The organism is Chitinophaga varians, assembly GCF_012641275.1.
Classification (GTDB): Bacteria; Bacteroidota; Bacteroidia; order Chitinophagales; family Chitinophagaceae; genus Chitinophaga; species Chitinophaga varians_A.
Window position 1 is genome coordinate 2,463,901 of the sequence record NZ_JABAIA010000001.1, and the last position, 20,993, is coordinate 2,484,893.

The 20,993-nt window shown below is 48.9% G+C and carries 20 protein-coding genes; 7 read left to right on the plus strand and 13 right to left on the minus strand.

The annotated features are described in order from the left end of the window. Nucleotides 1-29 precede the first annotated feature (29 nt). Nucleotides 30-767 (plus strand): DNA repair protein RecO, encoded by a 738-nt coding sequence (gene recO / locus HGH92_RS09975; protein ID WP_168870578.1) that lies wholly within the window; start codon nucleotides 30-32, stop codon nucleotides 765-767. Here recO and HGH92_RS09980 read toward each other — a convergent pair. The 4 genes from HGH92_RS09980 to rsfS all read right to left on the minus strand — a co-directional run bounded on the left by HGH92_RS09980 (nucleotide 732) and on the right by rsfS (nucleotide 4,815). Beyond that, on the minus strand, nucleotides 732-1,550 hold the full coding sequence (locus HGH92_RS09980; RefSeq protein ID WP_168870579.1) for a UDP-2,3-diacylglucosamine diphosphatase: 819 nt from the start codon (nucleotides 1,548-1,550) through the stop codon (nucleotides 732-734). The two genes, recO and HGH92_RS09980, sit on opposite strands and share 36 nt — an antisense overlap. A gap of 105 nt (nucleotides 1,551-1,655) precedes the next feature. Continuing rightward, on the minus strand, nucleotides 1,656-2,291 hold the full coding sequence (locus tag HGH92_RS09985; RefSeq protein ID WP_168870580.1) for a lactate utilization protein C: 636 nt from the start codon (nucleotides 2,289-2,291) through the stop codon (nucleotides 1,656-1,658). An 8-nt stretch (nucleotides 2,292-2,299) separates the two neighbouring features. Continuing rightward, the gene (gene ftsH / locus HGH92_RS09990; RefSeq protein ID WP_168870581.1) at nucleotides 2,300-4,333 is read right to left on the minus strand and encodes an ATP-dependent zinc metalloprotease FtsH; all 2,034 of its coding nucleotides are present in this window, start codon (nucleotides 4,331-4,333) and stop codon (nucleotides 2,300-2,302) included. Between the two features lie 77 nt (nucleotides 4,334-4,410). Further along, a complete protein-coding gene (gene rsfS, locus HGH92_RS09995; RefSeq protein ID WP_168870582.1) occupies nucleotides 4,411-4,815 on the minus strand; it encodes a ribosome silencing factor in 405 nt (134 codons plus the stop codon). Nucleotides 4,816-4,973: 158 nt separating this feature from the next. On the opposite strand from rsfS, the gene HGH92_RS10000 reads away from it, so the two are divergent. After that, nucleotides 4,974-5,717, plus strand: a complete 744-nt coding sequence (locus HGH92_RS10000; protein ID WP_168870583.1) for a biotin--[acetyl-CoA-carboxylase] ligase — start codon at nucleotides 4,974-4,976, stop codon at nucleotides 5,715-5,717. Nucleotides 5,718-5,843: 126 nt separating this feature from the next. Here the strand turns inward: HGH92_RS10000 and HGH92_RS10005 are convergent, their stop codons facing one another. Then, entirely contained in the window at nucleotides 5,844-7,400 is a 1,557-nt protein-coding gene (locus tag HGH92_RS10005) for a glycosyltransferase family 39 protein (RefSeq protein ID WP_168870584.1), read from the minus strand. Between the two features lie 374 nt (nucleotides 7,401-7,774). Between HGH92_RS10005 and HGH92_RS10010 the strand changes: the two genes are divergently transcribed. Both HGH92_RS10010 and HGH92_RS10015 read left to right on the plus strand, forming a co-directional pair. Then, nucleotides 7,775-8,704, plus strand: coding sequence for an AraC family transcriptional regulator (locus HGH92_RS10010; RefSeq protein WP_168870585.1), 930 nt, complete (start codon nucleotides 7,775-7,777; stop codon nucleotides 8,702-8,704). Nucleotides 8,705-8,793: 89 nt separating this feature from the next. Continuing rightward, a complete protein-coding gene (locus tag HGH92_RS10015; protein WP_168870586.1) occupies nucleotides 8,794-9,774 on the plus strand; it encodes an aldo/keto reductase in 981 nt (326 codons plus the stop codon). Between the two features lie 105 nt (nucleotides 9,775-9,879). On the opposite strand, the gene HGH92_RS10020 is transcribed toward HGH92_RS10015, so the two are convergent. The 4 genes from HGH92_RS10020 to HGH92_RS10035 form a co-directional block, all read right to left on the minus strand. After that, nucleotides 9,880-10,218: a translation initiation factor gene (locus HGH92_RS10020; protein WP_168870587.1), complete on the minus strand. Its 339-nt coding sequence runs from the start codon at nucleotides 10,216-10,218 to the stop codon at nucleotides 9,880-9,882. Nucleotides 10,219-10,237: 19 nt separating this feature from the next. After that, nucleotides 10,238-11,119, minus strand: a complete 882-nt coding sequence (locus HGH92_RS10025) for a diacylglycerol/lipid kinase family protein (protein WP_168870588.1) — start codon at nucleotides 11,117-11,119, stop codon at nucleotides 10,238-10,240. Nucleotides 11,120-11,129: 10 nt separating this feature from the next. After that, on the minus strand, nucleotides 11,130-11,981 hold the full coding sequence (gene nadC, locus HGH92_RS10030; RefSeq protein WP_168870589.1) for a carboxylating nicotinate-nucleotide diphosphorylase: 852 nt from the start codon (nucleotides 11,979-11,981) through the stop codon (nucleotides 11,130-11,132). 176 nt (nucleotides 11,982-12,157) lie between these two features. After that, a complete protein-coding gene (locus HGH92_RS10035) occupies nucleotides 12,158-12,568 on the minus strand; it encodes a DUF4783 domain-containing protein (protein ID WP_168870590.1) in 411 nt (136 codons plus the stop codon). A gap of 311 nt (nucleotides 12,569-12,879) precedes the next feature. Between HGH92_RS10035 and gpmI the strand changes: the two genes are divergently transcribed. The 3 genes from gpmI (at nucleotide 12,880) to uvrC (ending at nucleotide 17,062) form a co-directional block, all read left to right on the plus strand. After that, entirely contained in the window at nucleotides 12,880-14,403 is a 1,524-nt protein-coding gene (gpmI, locus tag HGH92_RS10040) for a 2,3-bisphosphoglycerate-independent phosphoglycerate mutase (protein ID WP_168870591.1), read from the plus strand. A 280-nt stretch (nucleotides 14,404-14,683) separates the two neighbouring features. Beyond that, complete coding sequence (locus HGH92_RS10045) at nucleotides 14,684-15,253, plus strand: hypothetical protein (RefSeq protein ID WP_168870592.1); 570 nt, start codon at nucleotides 14,684-14,686, stop codon at nucleotides 15,251-15,253. A 3-nt stretch (nucleotides 15,254-15,256) separates the two neighbouring features. Then, entirely contained in the window at nucleotides 15,257-17,062 is a 1,806-nt protein-coding gene (gene uvrC, locus HGH92_RS10050; protein WP_168870593.1) for an excinuclease ABC subunit UvrC, read from the plus strand. A gap of 2 nt (nucleotides 17,063-17,064) precedes the next feature. Here uvrC and HGH92_RS10055 read toward each other — a convergent pair whose 3' ends face one another. The 4 genes from HGH92_RS10055 to gldM all read right to left on the minus strand — a co-directional run bounded on the left by HGH92_RS10055 (nucleotide 17,065) and on the right by gldM (nucleotide 20,987). Then, complete coding sequence (locus HGH92_RS10055) at nucleotides 17,065-17,661, minus strand: DinB family protein (protein ID WP_168870594.1); 597 nt, start codon at nucleotides 17,659-17,661, stop codon at nucleotides 17,065-17,067. A 65-nt stretch (nucleotides 17,662-17,726) separates the two neighbouring features. Then, nucleotides 17,727-18,296, minus strand: a complete 570-nt coding sequence (locus HGH92_RS10060; protein ID WP_168870595.1) for a Crp/Fnr family transcriptional regulator — start codon at nucleotides 18,294-18,296, stop codon at nucleotides 17,727-17,729. A gap of 96 nt (nucleotides 18,297-18,392) precedes the next feature. Beyond that, nucleotides 18,393-19,424, minus strand: coding sequence for a gliding motility protein GldN (gldN, locus tag HGH92_RS10065; protein WP_168870596.1), 1,032 nt, complete (start codon nucleotides 19,422-19,424; stop codon nucleotides 18,393-18,395). A 21-nt stretch (nucleotides 19,425-19,445) separates the two neighbouring features. Continuing rightward, nucleotides 19,446-20,987 carry a gliding motility protein GldM gene (gene gldM, locus HGH92_RS10070; protein WP_168870597.1) on the minus strand — a complete coding sequence of 514 codons (1,542 nt, stop codon included), beginning with the start codon at nucleotides 20,985-20,987 and terminating at the stop codon, nucleotides 19,446-19,448. Between the last annotated feature and the right edge of the window lie 6 nt (nucleotides 20,988-20,993).

The window sequence follows — 20,993 nt, forward strand, 5'->3', positions numbered from 1 at the left end:
TCCTGCGGCATCCTTAAAAACAGAGACAGTTGCTTCACAAAACACGCGGCATAGTATTACGTACGGTGAAATATGGCGACACGAGCGTGATCGTGGGCATTTTCACGGAGCTGTTCGGGCTGCAATCGTATATCGTTAATGGTGTCCGGTCTTCCAAGCCCAAAGCGGCCAAAGGCAACCTGCTCCAACCCGGCAATATCCTCGAAATGGTGGTGTATCACCATGAAGTCAAAAACCTGCACCGCATTTCCGAGTTCAAACTAGGCTATATCTATACTTCCCTGCATTACAACGTGGTCAAAAACACGATTGCGCTGTATCTCATCGAACTGCTGCAGAAAAGCCTGAAGCAACCGGAGCAACAGCTCGAACTGTACTATTTTACGGAAAATACGCTGCAACTGCTGGATGGTTCTCCCACGGCGGTTATTGCCAACCTGCCCCTGTTTTATACCCTCAAACTGGCGGAATTTCTGGGCTTCCGGCTCAACGGCCACTTCTCGGAATATACGCCCTACCTGGACTTGCAGGAGGGAACGTTCTGCTATCTGCCGCCCCACCATACCGACCATCTGGACCCCGAATACAGTGAGCTCACCGACCGGCTGATTCAATGCAGCGAAGTGCAGCAGCTGGCAGCAGTCAGCATGGCAAAAGAAAAGAGAAGAAAGTTATTATACGCTTATCTGGATTTTCTCCGGCTGCATATGCCGGATTTTACGGAATTACACTCACCGCCTATCCTGCACGAGATCCTTGACGCCTGACCGTGCCAGTTTCGCGCCCGCTTCGGTAAAGAACTCCAGCGTGGTGGAAGCACCGTCGAACACAGCGTAGGAAGTATAGTTAAGCCATTCGCCGAGGTTGATATAACGGCTGTCAGGCCCCACCTTCAGGTCCAGCGGCAGGTGCCGGTGACCGAAAATAAAATAGTCGAAATGCTCCCGCTGCAATACTTCACGACTGTAGATAGCCAGCCATTCCTGGTCTTCTCCCAGAAAATGCTCCAGTTCCTGGCCGGTAGCGGCCCGGCTCTTGCGACTAAAGTAGTTGGCCAGTGAGATGCCCATTACCGGATGAATACAGGAAAACAACCAGCGGCATACAGGATTGCGGAAAATCTTCTTGAGGAATTTGTATCCATGGTCGCCGGGCCCCAGCCCGTCACCATGGCCAATGTAAAACTTCTTACCATTTATGGTATATTCCTGAGGCTCATAATAAACCGGGATGTTCAGCTCGTCTTCAAAGTAGCCGTCCATCCACATATCATGGTTGCCGATAAATACGGATATCCCGATGCCTTTGTCAGTCAGGTCCGCCAGTTTGCCCAGCAGGCGGGTATATCCTTTGGGGATCACATGTTTATATTCAAACCAGAAATCGAAAAGGTCTCCAACCAGAAAGATATGCGCAGCATCTTTTTCCACCATTTCCAGCCATTGCACGATGAGTTTCTCCCGCTCCCGGCTGACGGTCATGTTGGGCGCCCCGAGGTGAAAATCGGAAGCAAAGTATATTTTCTTATTGGCTGGTAAAGGAATTTCCATGTGACAATTTGTGTTATCTCTCAAACATTATAGCCTTCCGCATATGGTTTCAGGAGAACGGGATGTTCTGTTAAAACCTGTAAGCGGAAGGCTATTGCTGATGATTTATTCGTCTACTAAAAATACGTATACTTCTTTCGGTCCGTGGATGCCCACTACCAGTGTTTTTTCGATGTCTGCCGTGCGGCTCGGGCCTGTAGCAAAAGAAACTGCTGAAGGCAGGTCGTTGCCGTATTTGTCTTTCAGTCTGCTGAAAGCGTCTTTCAGGTCAAACACCAGCTGGTGGGTATAAGCCACCATAATGTGAACAGGCGCATAAACCGGCACCGCTCTTCCACTGGGTTGAGCGGCGCTGAGCACTACTGTACCGGTGCGGGCCACCAGGTATTCGCAATCTGTGATGGCTGCATCCGCTTCGTGTATATTACCCTGGTTCAGCGTAGGCAGATCATTCTTACCTATCACTTTCAGCAGGGCAGGCGTCTGGCAGTATACGTTCCGCCAGTCCTTATTATCTGACAGCAGGCGCAGATTTTCGAGCAGTTCCGCTTTGCTGGTACAGAAAACAAATTTCCCCTGTAACCTGGTAAATTCTTCTGCAAACCTCAGCTCCAGCCCTTCGTTCTCTGTTTTGAAAACAGAGGAGTTGCCCTCCGAATTGGGGAAGGGCAACTGTACAGGCTGGCTTAACGCATTCCGTACTCTCTTCAGAATATTTTCCTTGGCAGGAGAAATCTTCATATCAAAATTTATGCATTAGCAGGTGAAGGAGAAGGATTGATGATGTCTGTCGGATGTACGCCGTCAGTAGTCATGCCTTCCTTGCCCAGGTGATGTTCTCTCGGCACATCATACGGACGTTTGCCGATCAGCCTTTCCAGGTCGGACTGGTATAAAACTTCTTTTTCCAGCAGTTCCTTGGCGAGGGTTTTCACCTGTTCCATTCTTTCTGTCAGCAGGTTTTTAGTCCTTACATAAGCCGCATCGATCAGTTTCCGTACTTCTTCATCGATCATCCGGGATGTCTCTTCAGAGTATGGTTTGGTGAAAGACTGATCGCTGTTTGGATCATAGAAAGACACGTTACCAATCTTATCGTTCATACCGTATACGGTCACCATGGCGTAGGCCATACGGGTAATTACCTGCAGGTCGTTTTGTGCGCCGGTGGATATTTTACCGAATACCAGTTCCTCTACCGCACGGCCGCCGAGGGTCATGCAGATATCGTCCAGCAGTTGTTCGGTATTGTACAGGTATTGTTCTTTCGGTAGGTATTGTGCGTATCCCAGCGCAGCCACGCCGCGGGGAACGATAGTCACCTTTACCAGCGGGTTAGCGTGTTCGAGGTACCATCCGCAGATAGCATGCCCGGCTTCGTGATAAGCGATGACTTCTTTTTCTTCCGGGGAGATGATTTTGTTTTTCTTCTCAAGGCCACCGATCACACGGTCAATGGCGTCGTTGAAGTCTTCCATTTCCACCTGTGTCTTGCCTTTACGGGCAGCGATCAGGGCCGCTTCGTTACATACGTTGGCGATATCGGCGCCGGCAAAACCGGGAGTCATAGAGGCCAGTTTCTTCACATCCAGGTTAGGGGATGTTTTGATTGGCTTCAGGTGCACCTCGAAAATGGTTTCTCTTCCGGCCAGGTCTGGTTTGTCAATAGAGATCTGACGGTCGAAACGGCCTGGGCGCAGCAGGGCGCTGTCCAGTACGTCCGGGCGGTTAGTGGCCGCCAGGATGATGATACCGCTGTCGGTACCGAAACCGTCCATTTCCACGAGCAGCTGGTTCAGGGTGTTTTCCCTTTCATCGTTGCTCATCATAACGTTTTTACCTCTGGCGCGACCGATCGCGTCGATTTCATCGATGAAGATGATACAAGGCGCTTTTTCACGGGCTTGTTTGAACAGGTCACGTACACGGCTGGCGCCTACGCCCACGAACAGTTCCACGAAATCGGAACCGGACATGGAGAAGAAAGGTACCTGTGCTTCCCCTGCCATCGCTTTGGCCAGCAAGGTTTTACCAGTACCCGGAGGGCCTACCAGCAGGGCTCCTTTTGGTATTTTACCACCCAGGGAGGTGTATTTTTTCGGATTTTTCAGGAAGTCCACGATTTCCATCACTTCCACTTTCGCTTCGTCAAGGCCGGCCACATCGTTGAACGTGATGTTTACGCGGGTGCCTTTATCAAACAAGGTGGCTTTTGACTTGCCGATATTGAAGATACCTCCCGGGCCACCGCTACCGCCGGCAGGGCCGCCCATTTTACGCATCAGCAATACCCACAGGCCAATAATCAGGATAATGGGCAACAGCAGCTGGAAGATCGGTTCAAACCAGCTTTGACGTTCGTCATAGGAGATTTTGACCTGGTTTTCCATCGGTATCCCTTCCTGGGCTTTGTCGATGTCCTTTTTGAAGCTTTCTTCACTACCAATAGAGAAGCGGTAGTGAGGGCCCGGATTCAGGCCGCCGCCAAAACGGCTTCTGGCCACTTCCGTGAATTTGGGCAGTTTAAGACTGTCCTGTTTTATGTAGACTTCTACATATTTCTTGTTAACAACGACCAATTTATCTACGTCCCCAGGTTTCAAATAACTTACCTGAAATTCCTGGAAGCTGATCTCTTTGGTAGAGGGTCTGAAATCAGGGAAGAAGTTCATTGCGAGCAGGGCGATGCCAATAAAAGCATATACCCAGTATATATTGAACTTCGGTCCTTTCTTTGGAGATTTCTCTGAACCCTTGTTGAAGTTATTGCCTCCTTTTTCCATAATCTTACGCTCCTTTACGGATGTTTATTACAATCAGAATATTTATATAATAATTAATACTTTCACGACTGTTTTGTTCAGTCATCGTTGTGGTCCATCCTGTCGGCGTCACTCCACATTTCCTCGAGATTATAGAACTTCCTTGTTTCCGGCTGGAAAATATGCACTACAATATTTACGTAGTCCACCAGTATCCACTGTTGAGCAGTAAAACCCTCGTGTTTATAAGGGGCTTCACCTAGCTTCAGTTCTACTTCGTGTGCTACAAAATCGGCGATAGCTCTTACCTGGGTATTGGAATTGGCTTCACATATTACAAAGAAATCGGCCACGGCTTCAGGAATCTGGCGTAAATCCAGGGATACGATATTTTCCCCCTTCTTTTCCTGTATGGCTTTTATGATGGTGGTAAAAATTTCACTTTCTCTGGTCAGGCGCGTTTGGGCCTTTTTCCTCGTGCTCAGAACGGTTAAGGGTGCCAATAAATCTCGTTTTTGTTAAAAATAAACTTTAATTGTCAAAGTTACTAAACAAGCACTAATATAACATGCAGAAATATCATGCTTCAGGGCCTACAAATGTTAAGAAAATAATAAAATGAAGTACTTTTCCGGCTGTTTTAAGACTAAAAAAGGTTCATGTGGTAGGACACCCGTTTTATATTTTAGACGAAATTGACAGCACCAATAACTATGCCATGGAGCAGGTAAATTCGGGCCAGGTGACATCCGGTACAGCCTGGTTTACCAGCAACCAGACAGCAGGAAAAGGGACCCGTGGCAAACAATGGATAGCCCGTCCCGGTGATATCCTCGCCCTCTCTGTAGCGCTGCAACCAGCCATGTTGCCGCTTTCCCGTCAATTCATGCTGAGCATGGCAGTGGCCCTGGGCGCACATGATTTCCTCGCTGCCTATGCCGGCGACGAAACCATTATCAAATGGCCGAATGATATTTACTGGCGTGACAGAAAGGCAGGAGGCATCCTGATAGAAAATGTATTGCGGGGTAATATGTGGCATTATGCCATTATCGGAATCGGGCTCAACCTGAACCAGGGAAAATTTCCGGACGATCTTCCCAACGCCGTGTCATTAAAGCAGATCACCGGCAAAACATGGGACGCTGCCACCATGGCCCGGGAACTATGCAGCTGCCTGGACGCCCGTATCCGGACACTGCAAATGTCCGCTCTTGATACACTCCTGGCAGAATATACCTCAAAGCTCTTTCGCTGGCAGCAACCCGGCCTGTACCGGAAAGACGGCGTCGTTTTCCAGGGCGTCATCCGGGGAGTATTACCAGACGGGCACCTCTGTCTCGAACGGGACGGTGAAATCCTGCAGTTGGGCTTCGGGGAAGTGGAGTTTGTGCTGAGCAAATAACGGCTGCCACCGGTAGGTAATCAGCGCCCGCCATGCTCCCTGCGCAACGCTGCTGTTTTTGCCCCCTTTGCAATCAGGTTTCGGAAGTGGACGTAGCACAGAGGAGATAGTGGCCGCCACCGGAAACTATCTTCGCTCTCCCTGTTTCCAATGATAGCTCTGCTGCTTTTCCTGCACTCCCTTCTTCAGTAGTACAGGCACCTGCGGCGACAGGCCGGACAACAGGTAAACACTGGCGCCATATTCCCGGGCAAGTGCATCCTGCACCGTGCCCACAACCTCCATCCGCCCGATAAGCGGACGATAACCTTCGGAGGGCTCATTTCCAAGCAGCACAATGTATTGCAGCGTGTCCAGTTTCGGAAACCAATACACGTAATCCGCACTGAAAGATACCGCTGCCGGCATGCGGCCGCGGTTAAAGTAGTTGACAGCCCCTGCCTGACCATAATTATCACAGATCACCAGCGTATTTTTCCGCGCCTGCTCCGGTATGCGCTGCCAGGCCTGCATGACCAGCTGAGCGGCTTCTTTCCAGCCAAGCATGTCTGCAAAATCCTGCGGCAAAGCATGTTTTTTTCCGTCTTCCCACCGCAGCATGCCCAGGGCGGCAAACTTAGCCCCCTTCTCCCGCGCCTGGTCAGGTCCCAACACCGGGAAAACAACGTTCAGCAGGTACACAAAAGGCACCACTACCACGGCCAGCCATAATACACGCAGGTAACGGTTCCAGCCGTTCCGGAATACACGCTCCCAGTAGGCACAACCAAAGGCGATCAACACCGGGTACAATCCCAGGGCGTAGTAACTCTTTGCCCGCATATACACCAGCAGCAGTATCACCAGCACATACATCAGCAAAACAACGCGGTACAACCGGTAGGGCCAGTAGAACAGCAGCCCTGCAAACGCCGCCACTATCAAAAAAGCGCCGCCCAGGAAAAAGATAAACTGGTCTGTCACAAAATCCATCCGGTCCACATGCACCAGCTGCGTAGCCACCAGTTCATTCATATGATGCAGCACCGGGAAACCCTGTTGTACCTGCCATATCAGGTTGGGTGCCGCCAATACCAAGGCAATCAGTGCTCCCAGGTACAAATCCCTCTCCCGAAATATGCGCCGGTGGGATGACAACAGCAATGCTGCCAGCCATCCGGCCAGCAACACGGCTACCGTATATTTATTGAGCAGTCCGATACCGGCCACTACACCTGTCCATAATAACCATTTCCCCTGTTGGCTTTGCAGGTAACGCATCATCAGCCAGCATATCAATGCCCATGTCAGCACATCAAAGGAGTTGGGCTGGTAAAGCACGTTTAAGCGGGAAAAGGCCGAACAAACAAACACTGTCAGCGCCAGTGCCTGCGCATACAAGCCCCCACCCAGGAAACACACCATCCGCCATATCACCACCATGGTCAGCGCACCGTACAATGCCGGGAAAAACCGCACCCAGAATTCACCACCGCCCAGCCATCGCACCAGAAGGGAGTTAAAAGCGGTAAAAGGCGGTACCGATAAATACCCCGCCGCCAGATGATATCCCATGTCCAGATGCAAATACTCATCGCGGTGCAGGTCATACGCCGGATTCACCACCGTATACTGAAACACTATCTTAAATACCAGAAACAGCAAGAGCAATAACAGGGAAGTACGACGCTGGTTCAGCTCCATGGAGTACGATTTTGATTGATCAAATGCAAGGTCAGGATAAAAATTGTCAGCAAAATAAAAAAGCGGAAAACTGTCTTGAAAAGCGCAGTCATTCCGCAGGTAACTTTAGTATCTTGCTTATCCGCTATGCAAGGCAGGACGCTCTTTACAAGGGATCATCAAGGGCATCGATGATAACAAGATTTTGGTTGATAAAGGCGTTAACAAATTGTGAAATTTTCGGAAATAAATCAAAAATGAATTTGCAACAACGCTGCATTTAAAAACACTATCCGGTACTGTAAAGGATTTGAAGCCATCAGCCCGTATAAAAACTTAACATAGTCAGTCAACGTGACCGTAAAAAATTTATCGGGAAACTACTACATTTGAATATGTCTACTCGAAAAACCCCCGCCATTCTGCTCCAAAGAATGGAGGATTTCACCGAAAAACTGTATTCCCCGCACATGATACCCAAAGCCCCGCTGAAAGGCAGCTTTGCCGTACATGACCGGTCAGACCACCCTTGCGTGGACGAAGTGACCGCCAGCAGGCGCGATTACTACAAAATCAGCTTTATCAGCAGAGGCACCGGTATATTCACGATGGGAGAGGACCGCTATGAGATAGAAGGTCCGACATTATTATTTCTGAACCCACATGAGGTAAAAACATGGCGGGCCACATCAGACGACCAGGAAGGTTACTTCTGCCTTTTCACCGATCTGTTGTTTGACTCTGTCCATGCGCCGCACGAAGACCTGCTGCATCATCCGCTGTTACAACTTGGAGCCAGGGCGGTATTCAAACTCAATCAACAGCAAAGCGATTACCTTCAGTCTATCTTCCGGCAATTATTAAAGGAATATCATGAAAATGCCGCCTTTAAGCAGGAAGCCATTCTCATCTACCTGCGGTTACTGATGCTGGAAGGCAAACGGCTGGCCACAGAAGCGCAGGCGCCGCAACGGCCGCAAACTGCCGCCCAGACGCTTGCCCACCGCTTTACCGATATGCTGGAGAAACAGTTCCCCATTGAATTCAATCATCACCAGGTGAAACTGAAATCCGCGAAAGAATTTGCGGTGCAGCTGAATACGCATCCCAATCATCTGAATGCCTGCGTAAAACAGGCAACCGGCCGTACCGTGAGCGAGCATATCCGCATGCGCCTGCTGCTGGAAGCGCGGCTGCTATTGATCCACACTAACTGGCAAATTGCGGAAATAGCGTGGTGCCTCGGCTTTGAAGAGCCGGGAAACTTCACCCATTTCTTTAAAAACCACAGCGGGCAGTCACCACACGTCTACCGGGTACAGTAATACTTTGATTTTTACAATTAATACTTTGCCTGCTACAATCATCATCTCCTCACCGCTGGCTAATTTTGACACCATAAAAATTTAACTATATGCAGTACAGACAACTTGGAAAAACAGGCGAATCATTATCCGCGATAGGACTGGGTTGCATGGGCATGTCCTTTGCTTACGGTGATACCAACGAAGAAGAATCCCTCAAAACGCTGGAACTTGCGCTGGAATTGGGCATCAACTTCCTCGATACCGCAGATATGTACGGGCAGGGCGCCAACGAAATCCTGCTCTCTAAAATACTGGCTACCAAAAGAGATAAAATATTCATCGCTACCAAATTCGGTTTCAGGTTCAAGGAAGACGGCTCCTATTATTTTGACGGCTCTCCCAAACACATGAAACAAGCGGTTGAAGACAGCCTGAAAAGACTGAACGTGGATGTGATCGATCTGTATTACACACACCGTGTGGACGAAAACGTGCCCATCGAAGAAACCGTAGGTGCTATGGCCGATCTGGTGAAAGCCGGTAAAGTACGCTACCTTGGCCTCTCTGAAGCCAGCGCCGCCTCCATCCGGAAAGCATACGCCGTACATCCGATCGCTGCATTACAAAGTGAATATTCCTTATTTACCAGGGATGTGGAAGGAGAAATCCTGCAAACCACCCGTGAACTGGGTATTTCCCTGGTGGCCTACAGCCCGCTGGGAAGGGGCATGACCACCGGCGCTATCACAGACACGGCCACACTGGCAGATAACGATTTCCGCAAAACGCTGCCACGCTTCCAGGAAGGTAATTTCGAACAGAACCTGCAAACCGTTACTGCTTTGGATAGCTTCGCAAAAGAGAAGGGGATCACCTCCGCACAGCTCTCTCTTGCATGGCTGCTCGCCCAGGGAGAAGATATCATACCTATCCCCGGCACCAAACGCAGGAAATATTTACAGGAAAATGCCGCTGCTGCTGACGTTCAGCTGTCCGACGCTGACCTTGAAAAAATAAATGCCATCCTGAAAGACGGCATCGCTGGTTCCAGATACAGTGAAGGCGCACTGAAACTGGTAAACCGGTAATCATTTGATTATTTAGTTATTTAGATATTTAATCATTGAAGATGACTTACGGGCAAGGCTTTCATCAATAATTAAATATCTAAATAACTAAATAGCCAAATGGTATTATTTGGTTTTTTTATAGCCCCAATCCTGCAGCCATTTAATCACTTTCTCTTTGTAGTCGCCCTGGACCAATATCTGACCATCTTTCACACTACCGCCGGTACCACATTTTGTTTTCAGCTCCTTACCCAGTTTCTCTATATCTTCATCTTTCCCTACAAAACCATCTACGAGCGTTACCACCTTGCCGCCACGTTGTTTGGTATCCAGTTTTACTCTCAGCTGCTGGTCAGCAGGGGAGAGGGTTTCCTGCTCTTCCGTATGTTCCGGTTCAAAAGAAAAATTAGGGTCCGTAGAGTATACAATACCATTGCCGGAGCTGTTTTTTTTCTTGCTCATTGCACAAAAAGTTTAGAGGTTATTCATTCACGACCACTTTAATAGCGGCAGGTTTTACCGACAACCGCACCGTACCATCACCATTGATCGGCACAGCATCACCGTCTACCTGCAGGTATTGCAGCGAATTGCTGCGGATCGTAATTTCTTTTCCGGTGAGATGTTTAAGATAACGTGTTTTATCGATGTTGCCTATCAGCGAGTGTAAACTAACAGGCAGCAGATGATAAAAGCGCACCGGCGGCATAATACAGAGGTCCAGCTGCCCGTCAAAAACGCTGGCGCCCGGCGCCAGTTTAAACTCATAGCCAAACTGGTTACCATTGGCCACCGTGAGCAAAAATGCTTTTTCATTCAGCTGACGGCCGTCGATACTGATGTGATAGGCTTCGGGATTGTAGCTGCTGAAGCTTTTAAGCACCAGTTTAGCGTACCCCACCAGCCCGCGTTTCTTTGTATGTTTGAACTGTTCCGCGATCAGCGCGTCGAAACCAACGCCGGCGTTGCTGAGGAACAAATGTTCGTTGGCATATCCCACATCGATGGGCCGTTGTTTATTGTTCACGATCAGCCGCAGTGCCTTATCCACATCGAGCGGTATTTTCAGCGCGCGGGCCAGGCCATTGCCGCTGCCCAGTGGCAGGATGGCCATCGCGGTATCGCTGTCAATAAGCCCCTGGGCGATTTCGTTGATAGACCCATCGCCACCAACGGCCACTACGGTATCCACCCCGTTCTTCACGGCTTCCCTGGCCAGGTCAGCGCCATGTCCCAGGTAAGCCAGATGGGTGATGCTCACCTCAAACTGATTTGCCGGGAAATGTCTGGTAATAGCCCCCTCCAGTCGTTTCTCACGATCTGTGCCCGCTTTGCGGTTTATGATAAAAAGGATCTTCTTCAAAAAAACTGTTTTAAGATATAATCGCTTTCAAACTCAGGTCCAGGCTTACAGCATGATGAATGATGGCTCCTACGGAGATAAAGTCCACCCCGGTTTCAGCATATGCGCGGATAGTATCAAGCGTGATGCCGCCGGAGGCTTCCGTTTCCACCTTTCCATTAATTAACACCAGCGCAGCGGTAATTTGTTCAGGGGTGAAATTGTCCAGCATGATCCTGTCTACCTGTCCTACTGCCAACACTTCTTTCACGTCTTCGAGATTACGGGTTTCGACTTCTATTTTCAGCGGCAGTTTACGTTCTGCCAGGTAAGCCACGGTTTTATTGACAGCGGCGGTGATGCCACCGGCAAAATCGATGTGGTTGTCTTTCAGCATTACCATATCATAGAGCCCCATGCGGTGGTTAACGCCGCCGCCTATACGAACCGCTTCTTTTTCCAGCATGCGGAAATTGGGAGTGGTTTTACGGGTATCGAGGATACGGGTATGATAGCCTTTCAGCAGCTCCACATATTGGTGGGTAAGCGTAGCGATGCCGCTCATGCGTTGCATGCAGTTGAGCACCAGTCTTTCTCCCATCAGCAGGGTATGTACGGCAGCTTCTATTTCAAAGGCCGTTTCGCCGGCCACCATGGCATCACCGTCTTTTTTGAACGGGGTGAAGACGGCGTGCATATCGAGCCATTTAAAGATGGCGGCAGCCACTTCCATTCCGGCGAGGATGCCATTTTCTTTTATTTTCAGTACGGCTTTTCCTTTGGCAGTAGGCGGGATACAGGCCAGCGTGGAGTGGTCCCCGTTTCCGATATCTTCTGCCAGGGCGCTTCTGATAAACGCGTTCAGCGCTGCTTCATCTAACATAGGTGCATAATTTAAGCTCGCAAAGCGGGCTAAGTAAGCAAAGCACGCAAAGATCACGGAGCTTCGTTTCCTGGCTCTCTTACTTTTCTTCGCGTGAAACCGCTGCAAAAATAAAAAGTGCTCCGCAATTAATCGCGGAGCACTTAGGCCTTTTCAATGAATTTATGTGGTCAAGGTTACTTATTCTCAAATCTTAATTCGTTGAGGACCATCGATCCTCCCTTTTTCTGCAGGAAAAAGGAAAGGCGGTAATTGCCCCCGCTGGTGCTCAGGTTACCGATACCGAACCTGGAGGCTTCCCCTCCCTGGTGTACCAGTTCAAAAGACTTCACCTGGTTTTTGGAGAAAAAATCCTTGAGGATGATTTCTGCCTGTGCTTTACTATAAGAATTCGCTTTGCCGCTGATATTAATTTCGACATTATTGTCCAGGTAACGGGATAAGCTGCTTACATCGCCTTGCTTGATGGCACCCACCACATCTTCGAACGGTCCGGCCACCAGTGATTCATCCGTGCCCGCTGATAGCGCAAATGCTGAAATAATTCCTCCCAACAACACCATCAGCACAATCAATAGCTTCTTCATTGTCAGTTTTTTTATTAGAAAGTAACTTAATCAACACAAATTAAATGCGAAAACTATGCCAAACACGCTGTGTTTCAACAAAATCACACCATCGTGGTAGCAATGAATACATAAATAATAAGACAAAATTAATATGCAAATTATTTTAAATAACTAAATAGCAAAATGCATGATGACCAGCCCTTGCATTTGTATTTTTTGGATTAGCCTTATTTTTGTAAAATATTTAGAAAGTATTCAACTGCATTATAAGTACTTTCACCTCCCGAGTTGAAATCAATAAAAACTAATTAACCTTAACCAGACAGGATATGGAAAAGAAAAGAGCCATTCTCGTAATTATGGATGGATGGGGCGAGGGTAAAGTACCTGCTTCCGACGCTATTGCAAACGCACAGACACCCTTTGTGAGCAGCCTGTATAACAAATATCCCCACAGCCACCTTGTTACCTGCGGAGAAGCCGTAGGCTTACCGGACGGCCAGATGGGCAACTCTGAAGTAGGCCACCTGAATATCGGGGCCGGCAGAATTGTATACCAGGAACTGCAAAGAATCAACGTAGCTGCGCGTGACGGCGAACTGGCCGGCAACACCGTCCTGCTGGACACCCTGGCCCATGCCAAAAACAACAACAAAGCGCTGCACCTGATCGGCCTCGTGAGCAACGGTGGCGTACACTCGCATATAGAACATCTCAAAGCACTGACTTCCATCGCCAAAGAACATGGACTGGAAAAAGTATATATCCACGCCTTTACCGACGGCCGCGATACCGACCCGAAAAGCGGATTGGGCTTCCTGGAAGACCTGCAGGCACACCTGGAAAAGTCTACCGGTAAAATAGCCTCCGTGACCGGCCGCTATTATGCAATGGACAGGGACAAACGCTGGGAACGCGTAAAACTGGCCTATGATGCACTGGTACACGGTACCGGCACCGGCACCCACGACCTGTTCACCGCCGTGAAAGCCTCCTACGCGGAAGGTGTGACCGACGAATTCATCAAACCGATCATCGTGGAAGATGAAGCCGGCAAACCACTCGCCACTATCCAGAACGGTGATGCTGTGCTCTGCTTCAACTTCCGCACTGACCGCTGCCGCGAAATAACGCAGGTGCTGACACAGGAAGCCTTCCCCGATTTCAATATGAAACCGCTGGAAGTATACTACACCACCATGACTGAATACGATAAAACCTATAAAAACGTACACGTCATCTTTGAAAACGATAACCTCAACATGACACTTGGGGAGGTATTGGCCAAAGACGGCTATACGCAGGTACGTATTGCAGAAACAGAAAAATATCCGCACGTTTCCTTCTTCTTCTCCGGCGGACGCGAGAAAGAATTTGAAGGCGAACGCAGGATCATGATACCATCGCCCAAAGTGGCCACCTACGACCTGAAACCGGAAATGAGCGCCAACGAAGTAACCGACGCCATCGTTCCGGTGCTCCAGGAAAAATCCGCCGATTTTATTGCCCTCAACTTCGCCAATGCGGACATGGTGGGCCATACAGGTGTATTCTCCGCTGCCATAAAAGCGGTGGAAACCGTAGACCACTGCGTGAACAGGGTAGTGACTGCCGCATTGGCCAGCAACTACACGGTATTCCTCACCGCAGACCACGGAAACGCCGACTATATGGTGAATGAAGACGGTACCCCCAATACAGCACATACCCTGAACCTCGTTCCTTTCTTTATTATCAGCAACGACTTCCAGGGTAAAGTGAAAGATGGTAAACTGGGCGATATTGCTCCTACCATCCTGCATTTCATGGGCCTCGCCGCTCCAAAGGAAATGACCGGCAACCTGCTGGTGTAGTGGTACACCACAATCCATCATATTACAAAGCGATGACCGACGGTCATCGCTTTTTTTATTTGCACTTTTATCAAAAAATTATTTTCATGACGTGTAACTTTTCTTTCACCCCTCCCGTTTAACTATCACCATTCTGATTTTTTCTCAGTCCTACGGACTGATATTCATATTTTTAGTGCTCTCGACAGATTTGCTCATGCATCGATGCGCCGTTTTTACGGCGCATTTTTTCTGACCCGCATTTAAGTACTAATTTTGCCGTATGAGACATTACCGCTACATGACGGTACTATTAACCATATTCGGTTTTATAGCCTGCCATCAGGACAACAATACAACAGGAAAAACAACGGCCGCAGCCAAATTTGAGCCACTACCGGCCTACTTCAACGGAGAACGGGAACACATCCGCACCGGCAGTTTCAGTTTGCATAAAACAGTCACCCTGAACGGCGTTAGCGATACCGCCTATATCGACGGGGCCGACAGCACTGCAGTGAAAGACCTGCTGAAACCATTTGCCGATAACGACCTGAACAAACCTTCCCTGCGGGACGAATACGATACCTCCAGCCTATATGATCCTTTCTCCGGCCGGAAATCAGTGATCTATAAGTCTAAAGGAAAACAAACATTCCCCTCTGAGATCACCATGGAACTGGATAAAAACGGGACCATACAGCAGGTTAACGTTCACAGCTATACCGTTAATATGGTATACGAATTCAGGCAGGACCTGTTATATCAGCGGAATAAAAATATCCGTATCGCCACCTACCAGAAAATAGCTTTTCTGGCACCCAAAGAGATTGAAGTCAATGTAGCCGTCACACCCAAAAACAGGATGTAACACATGACCGCAACAGAGTTCCAGCAAATATCACATACTATACCGCTCAACGCCGGTATCTACAAATATTACGACAAGGACGGCACCCTGCTGTATGTAGGCAAAGCCAAAAGCCTCCGCAAACGGGTAAGCTCCTATTTCGTTAAAAATCATGACAACTTTAAAACACGCAAACTGGTGGAACACATCCACCACATTGAGTTTACGATCGTTGACTCCGAGCAGGACGCCTTTCTGCTGGAAAATTCACTGATCAAACAGTTCCAGCCGCGGTATAATATCAACCTGAAAGATGATAAGACCTATCCGTATATCGTCATCAAACATGAACCGTTTCCACGGGTGTTCTTTACCCGCAATGTGATTAAAGACGGTTCAGATTACCTGGGGCCGTTTACCTCGGTAGGCCGCGTCCGCGAAATACTCGAGGTGATCCGGTACAATATTCCGCTACGCACCTGTAATCTCAATCTCAGCGATCAGAACATCAAAAAAGGAAAGTTCAAGGTATGTCTCGAATATCACCTGGGCAACTGTAAAGGTCCCTGTGAAGGACTGCAAACAGAGGAAGACTACCGCGAAGGACTGGCACAGGTCAAAAACGTGCTGAAAGGCAACCTGTCGCCAGTGGTGAACCTTTTCAAAGACCAAATGCAGCAGTACGCTGCAGCGATGGAATTCGAAAAGGCAGAAATCATGCGTAAAAAGATTGCCAGCCTGGAAGACTATTCCGCCAAATCCACCGTTGTCAATACCCGCATGGGCAATGTAGACGTGTTTTCCATCATCAGCGATGGCAATCATGCATATGTCAACTATCTCCGTATTCTTAACGGTACTATCTCTGATACCAAGACCGTCACCCTGGAGAAACAACTGGAAGAAGGAGACGAAGAAGTGCTCAGCTACGCGATCGCCTATCTGCGGGACGTATTCAAAAGCATCACCACTGAAATCGTTGTGCCTTTCCCGTTAGAATACCCGGACAGCAGCATTACGGTTACCGTTCCCAAGGGAGGTGACAAAAAGAAGTTACTGGACCTGTCGGAGAAAAACGTGAACTATTTCAAAGAAGAATTATACCGTAAAAAAATACTCCATCTCGAAGGCAAGAGTGACATGGAGCGAAAACAGGTGCTCTATCAACTGCAGGCCGACCTGGAATTGCCGGTGCTGCCGGAGCACATCGAATGTTTCGATAACTCCAACTTCCAGGGTGCCTATCCCGTATCAGCCTGCGTGGTATTCAAAGACGGCGTGGCGTCCAAAAAAGACTACCGGCATTTTAACATCAAAACAGTACAGGGCATCAACGACTTCGCATCCATGAAAGAAGTGGTGTACCGGCGTTATTCCCGCCTGCTGGCAGAACAACAGCCGTTGCCGCAGCTTGTCATCATTGATGGTGGTAAAGGACAGCTGGGATCAGCCATGGAAAGCATCCGTGAGCTGGACCTGATTGGCAGCATGACCGTTGTGGGCCTGGCAAAAAATGAGGAGGAGATTTTCTTCCCCGGTGATTCAGAAAGTATCAAACTGCCATTCAACAGTGAAAGCCTGAAGCTGATACGCCGTGTCCGCGATGAGGTACACCGTTTCGGTATCACTTTCCACCGTCAGAAACGCAGCAAGGGCACCTTTAAAAATGAACTGGAAACCATTAAAGGCATCGGGGAACAAACCGCCACGCAGCTACTGAAAACCTTCCGCTCTGTTGCCAAAATCAAACAACTTACGGAAGAGGACCTGGCGCAGGAAATTGGCGGCGCCAAAGCCAAACTGGTATGGGACCATTTCCATAAAAGCTAACGCTATACCGCTTTTCCCACTTTTTGCGGACAACTGCGGACCATATTTTCCGCCTGCAATACATGCCGGTTGATATGTGCTGTCATAAAGCCGAAGGTATCACCCACCGACAGTTTGATTAAACTGGAGAGGGAGGTAGCGACCTTTGCCTGCTGTAGATTGATTTTTGACGCCCTGTCCATCAGTGCTTCCATCGTTTCCTGTTGTTGGATAAATTCACTGAGTACCATTCCGGCATCGGGTTGTACGGAGGGCAGATGCCCTTTCGGAGATTTCATGCGGGAGCGGAGTTTCCCTTCCGGTGTGGGTTGCATCTGTTTGGTAAACCAGGCGCCCAGCCAGCTGCTTTTAAACGTTTCCAGCGGCCGGCTGTTGTTTTGTTCCGCGGCGGTGATGGCATTATCTAATGCCGGAAGATAAAACCGGCCATAGGTATTCAGATGTTCCAGGCACTGAAGCGCGCTCCATTTTCCCGCCTGGGGCGTGTAAGATAATACTTCCACCGGCTGACCACCGAAACGGTCTTCTGCTTTATACTGCGCTGCCAGGATCTGTCTGCCAAGTTGTTTTAAAAGCACGTTGGTGTTAACGGATGCCATATTCAAAAGATTTACTGCAAAACTACTTTAGGGACCAACGGAAAAAGTTGGCGCAGATCAAGATTTTACAACTTTACTGATTTCAGCAGCTTGCTGAAAGTGGCCGGGTCTATGCCGAGGTAAGAGGCGAGGTATTTTTGTGGTATCAGCTGCAATACATGCGGGCTGCGGGTAAGCAGTGTCCTGAATTTCTGCTCGGCGCTATAGGAAAGGATTTCCTTGTGTCGTTCCAGAATGCCGCCCAGAGCGGCTATGGAACCGAGGCGCACCCATCTGTCGATCAGTGGATATTGCCGGGTAAGGCCGTCAAAATCCGGCCATGACATGCGCAACATACGGCTGGGCGTCAGCGCTTCAAGGTACCAGGGGGAGGGGCGCTGTAGCTGGAAGGAGTCTATCACTCCCGAGAAGGAGCCGGTATAGGTAAACAGGATGGTCACTTCCCGGTCGTCTTCCAGGCTAAACAGCCGTTGCACGCCTTCTTCCACGAAGTAGATATATTTCTCCACTTCGCCGGCAACGGTGACCATGTCCTTTCTTTTAAAGGTCACCGGGGTCCAGCAGGCAGAAAGTGCCTCCCATTCTTTCTCCGGAAGGGGCATGATACTGAAGGCTGTTTTACGCAGAAGTTCCATGATCAACAAAATACAAATAACTGTGTATAAAAAGCAAAAGACCCGGACGATGCCGGGTCTTTTGCTTTTTATACGTAAGTACGTAAGACAGATTGATTAGTATTGCCAGAGGTCCTGTTCCTTATTAAAGATGCGGTCTTTGATGGACTGGCCTTCGAGGAGACGCATCACACCGTCTTTAATGTAGTCTTTGATCTCGCGGTTATAGGTATTGTTTTCCTTCACAATATAGCTGCCGAAGAAACGCATCTCGAAGAGGTCTTCCCAGCTGATAGTGGAAGCGTCGTTGTTCTGGTTGTACACATCGTACTTGGCCAGGGTTGGACGCAGGTCGGGATAATACACCCAGAACAGGGGGATAGAAGCGCGTACGCTGCCATCTTCGTTCATACGGGACACCATTGGCGCGATACCGAGGATACGGACTTTCAGGGCTGAAGCTTCTTTGTCGAACACCCATACTTCCTTGATTTTGTACTGTCTGATAGTACGGGGGTCAAAGTCGTCGCGGGTGGTCACCATTTTCTCTTCGCCGGTTACCGGGTCAATACTGCGTACGGTCCTTTCTTCACCTGCAATCTTATTCTGGATTTCAGAATACGGGATGACAGTGGTGAAGCGGTCATCGATAGGGTTGAATGCTTCAACTTCCTTATTCTTGATAGCGTTCAGCAGAATATTAATAAACAGTTGGTTAATGCCACTTTCGTCTTCCACGTTGTATTGGAAGGGGAGGTTGATTTTCTCCCGAACATCGATCACCTGCCAGACACGTTTTTCCCAGAAACGGTCATCCTCGCGGATGTAGTCGTATACGATAGGAACGCGTTCTCTTGCGAGGTTTCTCTCTACCACACCATCTACGCGCAATGATTTGCGCGGCGTGTCCGATACCGGGGCGGTGATACCGTCGGGGCGTTGGGACGCGGCGTTAGGAGCAGGAGGAGGCGGTGTTACAGCATTCCCGGTAGCGGGGTTTACAACCGGCGCGTTCGGGTCTGTCTGTGGTGCTTCGGTAGCTGTTCTGCGGCGGGTAGTACCACCACGTCTTTGTGCTTCCGCAGCTGTTGCCAGCATTACCAGCAACATCGTACACCAACCAATTCTGTTAAATATTACTGCTCGCATATTTCAGTAATTTATGACCTGTTAATTTAATTTGAATATTGTGCTGGGCATTGTACGTACAATGCCATCAGGGCCTTTTACTTTTACGTTTTCGAAGTATACTTCATCACCCGGGCGCAGTGCACGGATAGAAGCGGCTACGTTGTTAGGGAAATAAGCGGAGTTGGCCTCACCTTCCTGGTATTCTTTGCCTTTGGCAGATACACCGATACGGTAACCTACTACGTCATATTTCACACCTTCGAATTCGAAGTCTTCCAGAGCAGCAGCGAGGCCCAGCTGAACTTTGAAGTCAGCGGCTTTCATGCTGCCACCTTTGTTAAATCCTACTTTCAGAACAGGGTCCGGAACACGTTTTACACGGAATTCTTTCTGGCCCAGCTGTTTTACTTTACCATCGATGTTGGCTACTACGTTGATCACCGCTTTACCAGGCTGGCTAACGGTTACAGTGTATTCACCGGAGCCGCGTTTGGTAATGGTGCCACCATTGATGGAAGCAGACACTGCTTCAGCAGGTACACCTGCAGCAGAGATGGAGATCGGGTTCTGCAGACCAATGTACAGTACGTTCATTTTGTCGGCAGAGATGGAAGTAGTAGAAGCACCTACGTTATAGCTTTCAGTGAAAGACTGTGTGATAGGTTCGCCACCAGCAGGGTTAGGCAGGGTGATAGTACCGGAGATGGTTTTCTCACCGAGGCCGCTCACCGGCAGGGAGTAGGTAGCCAGACCTTCAGTAGCAGTAATCGTTTGACCGTTAACTGTGATAGTTGGGTTTACGGTAGTGCTATAGGCGCCTACTGCGATTTGAGCAGTCAGCGTTTGGCCTGACATCAGGTTTTTAGAGTTCAGGGAGATGAACGGCCTGATTTTATCAAACTTAAAGTCTTTCGCATTGATCTGACGATACAGGTCGTCGATGATGGCAGACTCAGAGTTTTTGATATCGTTCTGGAATTTACCCAGGATGGTTACCGCAGCGATGGTAGGAACCATGTTGAAGTGGTAGGTAGTCCATGTTTTAGGACCGGTACCATGATCGTCGCCGCCGGATTTTCCCACTTCGATTTTCAGAGGTAAAGTTTTTGCAAATTTAGCCTGGTCTTTAGGTTCTACGAAAGTAAGCAACTGTTTGCGCAGGGCTATCAGTTTGGCTTCCAGTTCAGGGCCTTTTTTCATGTTCTCCATCACGCGGGTAGGAGCGTCCAGGTCGGATTTGGATTTGATTTCGCCTGTTTCGTCTTTACCACCGCTTTCGGTGATGATGAGATTTTTTAAGCTTTCCACGTAGTTGTATGCTTCAGCGGAGGCTTTTTTTACTTCTTCAGCTTTAGCTTTCAGCGGACCAACTTTCTCGGCGTTATCTTTCATTTGCTCCACAAACTGCTGATAAATGAAGTTGTTTTTATCAGTGAGGGCGCCGTTTGAAGTAACGATAGAGTTATTTACAATATTAAAAGCGTTTAGTATTTCAGCAGAGACGTTCAACGCGAGCATGGCCGTTAAGACCAGGTACATAATGTTGATCATCTTCTGCCTGGGATCTTTAGGTAGTGCCATAGTTCT

What these genes read in the sequence shown, in the direction of transcription:
- HGH92_RS10015 (WP_168870586.1), top strand. Translation starts at nt 8,794, where the DNA reads ATGCAGTACAGACAACTTGGAAAAACAGGCGAATCATTATCCGCGATA.
- ftsH (WP_168870581.1), bottom strand. Translation starts at nt 4,333, where the DNA reads ATGGAAAAAGGAGGCAATAACTTCAACAAGGGTTCAGAGAAATCTCCA.
- HGH92_RS10010 (WP_168870585.1), top strand. Translation starts at nt 7,775, where the DNA reads ATGTCTACTCGAAAAACCCCCGCCATTCTGCTCCAAAGAATGGAGGAT.
- HGH92_RS10035 (WP_168870590.1), bottom strand. Translation starts at nt 12,568, where the DNA reads ATGAAGAAGCTATTGATTGTGCTGATGGTGTTGTTGGGAGGAATTATT.
- HGH92_RS10005 (WP_168870584.1), bottom strand. Translation starts at nt 7,400, where the DNA reads ATGGAGCTGAACCAGCGTCGTACTTCCCTGTTATTGCTCTTGCTGTTT.
- HGH92_RS10045 (WP_168870592.1), top strand. Translation starts at nt 14,684, where the DNA reads ATGACGGTACTATTAACCATATTCGGTTTTATAGCCTGCCATCAGGAC.
- HGH92_RS10055 (WP_168870594.1), bottom strand. Translation starts at nt 17,661, where the DNA reads ATGGCATCCGTTAACACCAACGTGCTTTTAAAACAACTTGGCAGACAG.
- nadC (WP_168870589.1), bottom strand. Translation starts at nt 11,981, where the DNA reads ATGTTAGATGAAGCAGCGCTGAACGCGTTTATCAGAAGCGCCCTGGCA.
- HGH92_RS10020 (WP_168870587.1), bottom strand. Translation starts at nt 10,218, where the DNA reads ATGAGCAAGAAAAAAAACAGCTCCGGCAATGGTATTGTATACTCTACG.
- gldN (WP_168870596.1), bottom strand. Translation starts at nt 19,424, where the DNA reads ATGCGAGCAGTAATATTTAACAGAATTGGTTGGTGTACGATGTTGCTG.
- gpmI (WP_168870591.1), top strand. Translation starts at nt 12,880, where the DNA reads ATGGAAAAGAAAAGAGCCATTCTCGTAATTATGGATGGATGGGGCGAG.
- uvrC (WP_168870593.1), top strand. Translation starts at nt 15,257, where the DNA reads ATGACCGCAACAGAGTTCCAGCAAATATCACATACTATACCGCTCAAC.
- HGH92_RS09985 (WP_168870580.1), bottom strand. Translation starts at nt 2,291, where the DNA reads ATGAAGATTTCTCCTGCCAAGGAAAATATTCTGAAGAGAGTACGGAAT.
- HGH92_RS10060 (WP_168870595.1), bottom strand. Translation starts at nt 18,296, where the DNA reads ATGGAACTTCTGCGTAAAACAGCCTTCAGTATCATGCCCCTTCCGGAG.
- gldM (WP_168870597.1), bottom strand. Translation starts at nt 20,987, where the DNA reads ATGGCACTACCTAAAGATCCCAGGCAGAAGATGATCAACATTATGTAC.
- HGH92_RS09980 (WP_168870579.1), bottom strand. Translation starts at nt 1,550, where the DNA reads ATGGAAATTCCTTTACCAGCCAATAAGAAAATATACTTTGCTTCCGAT.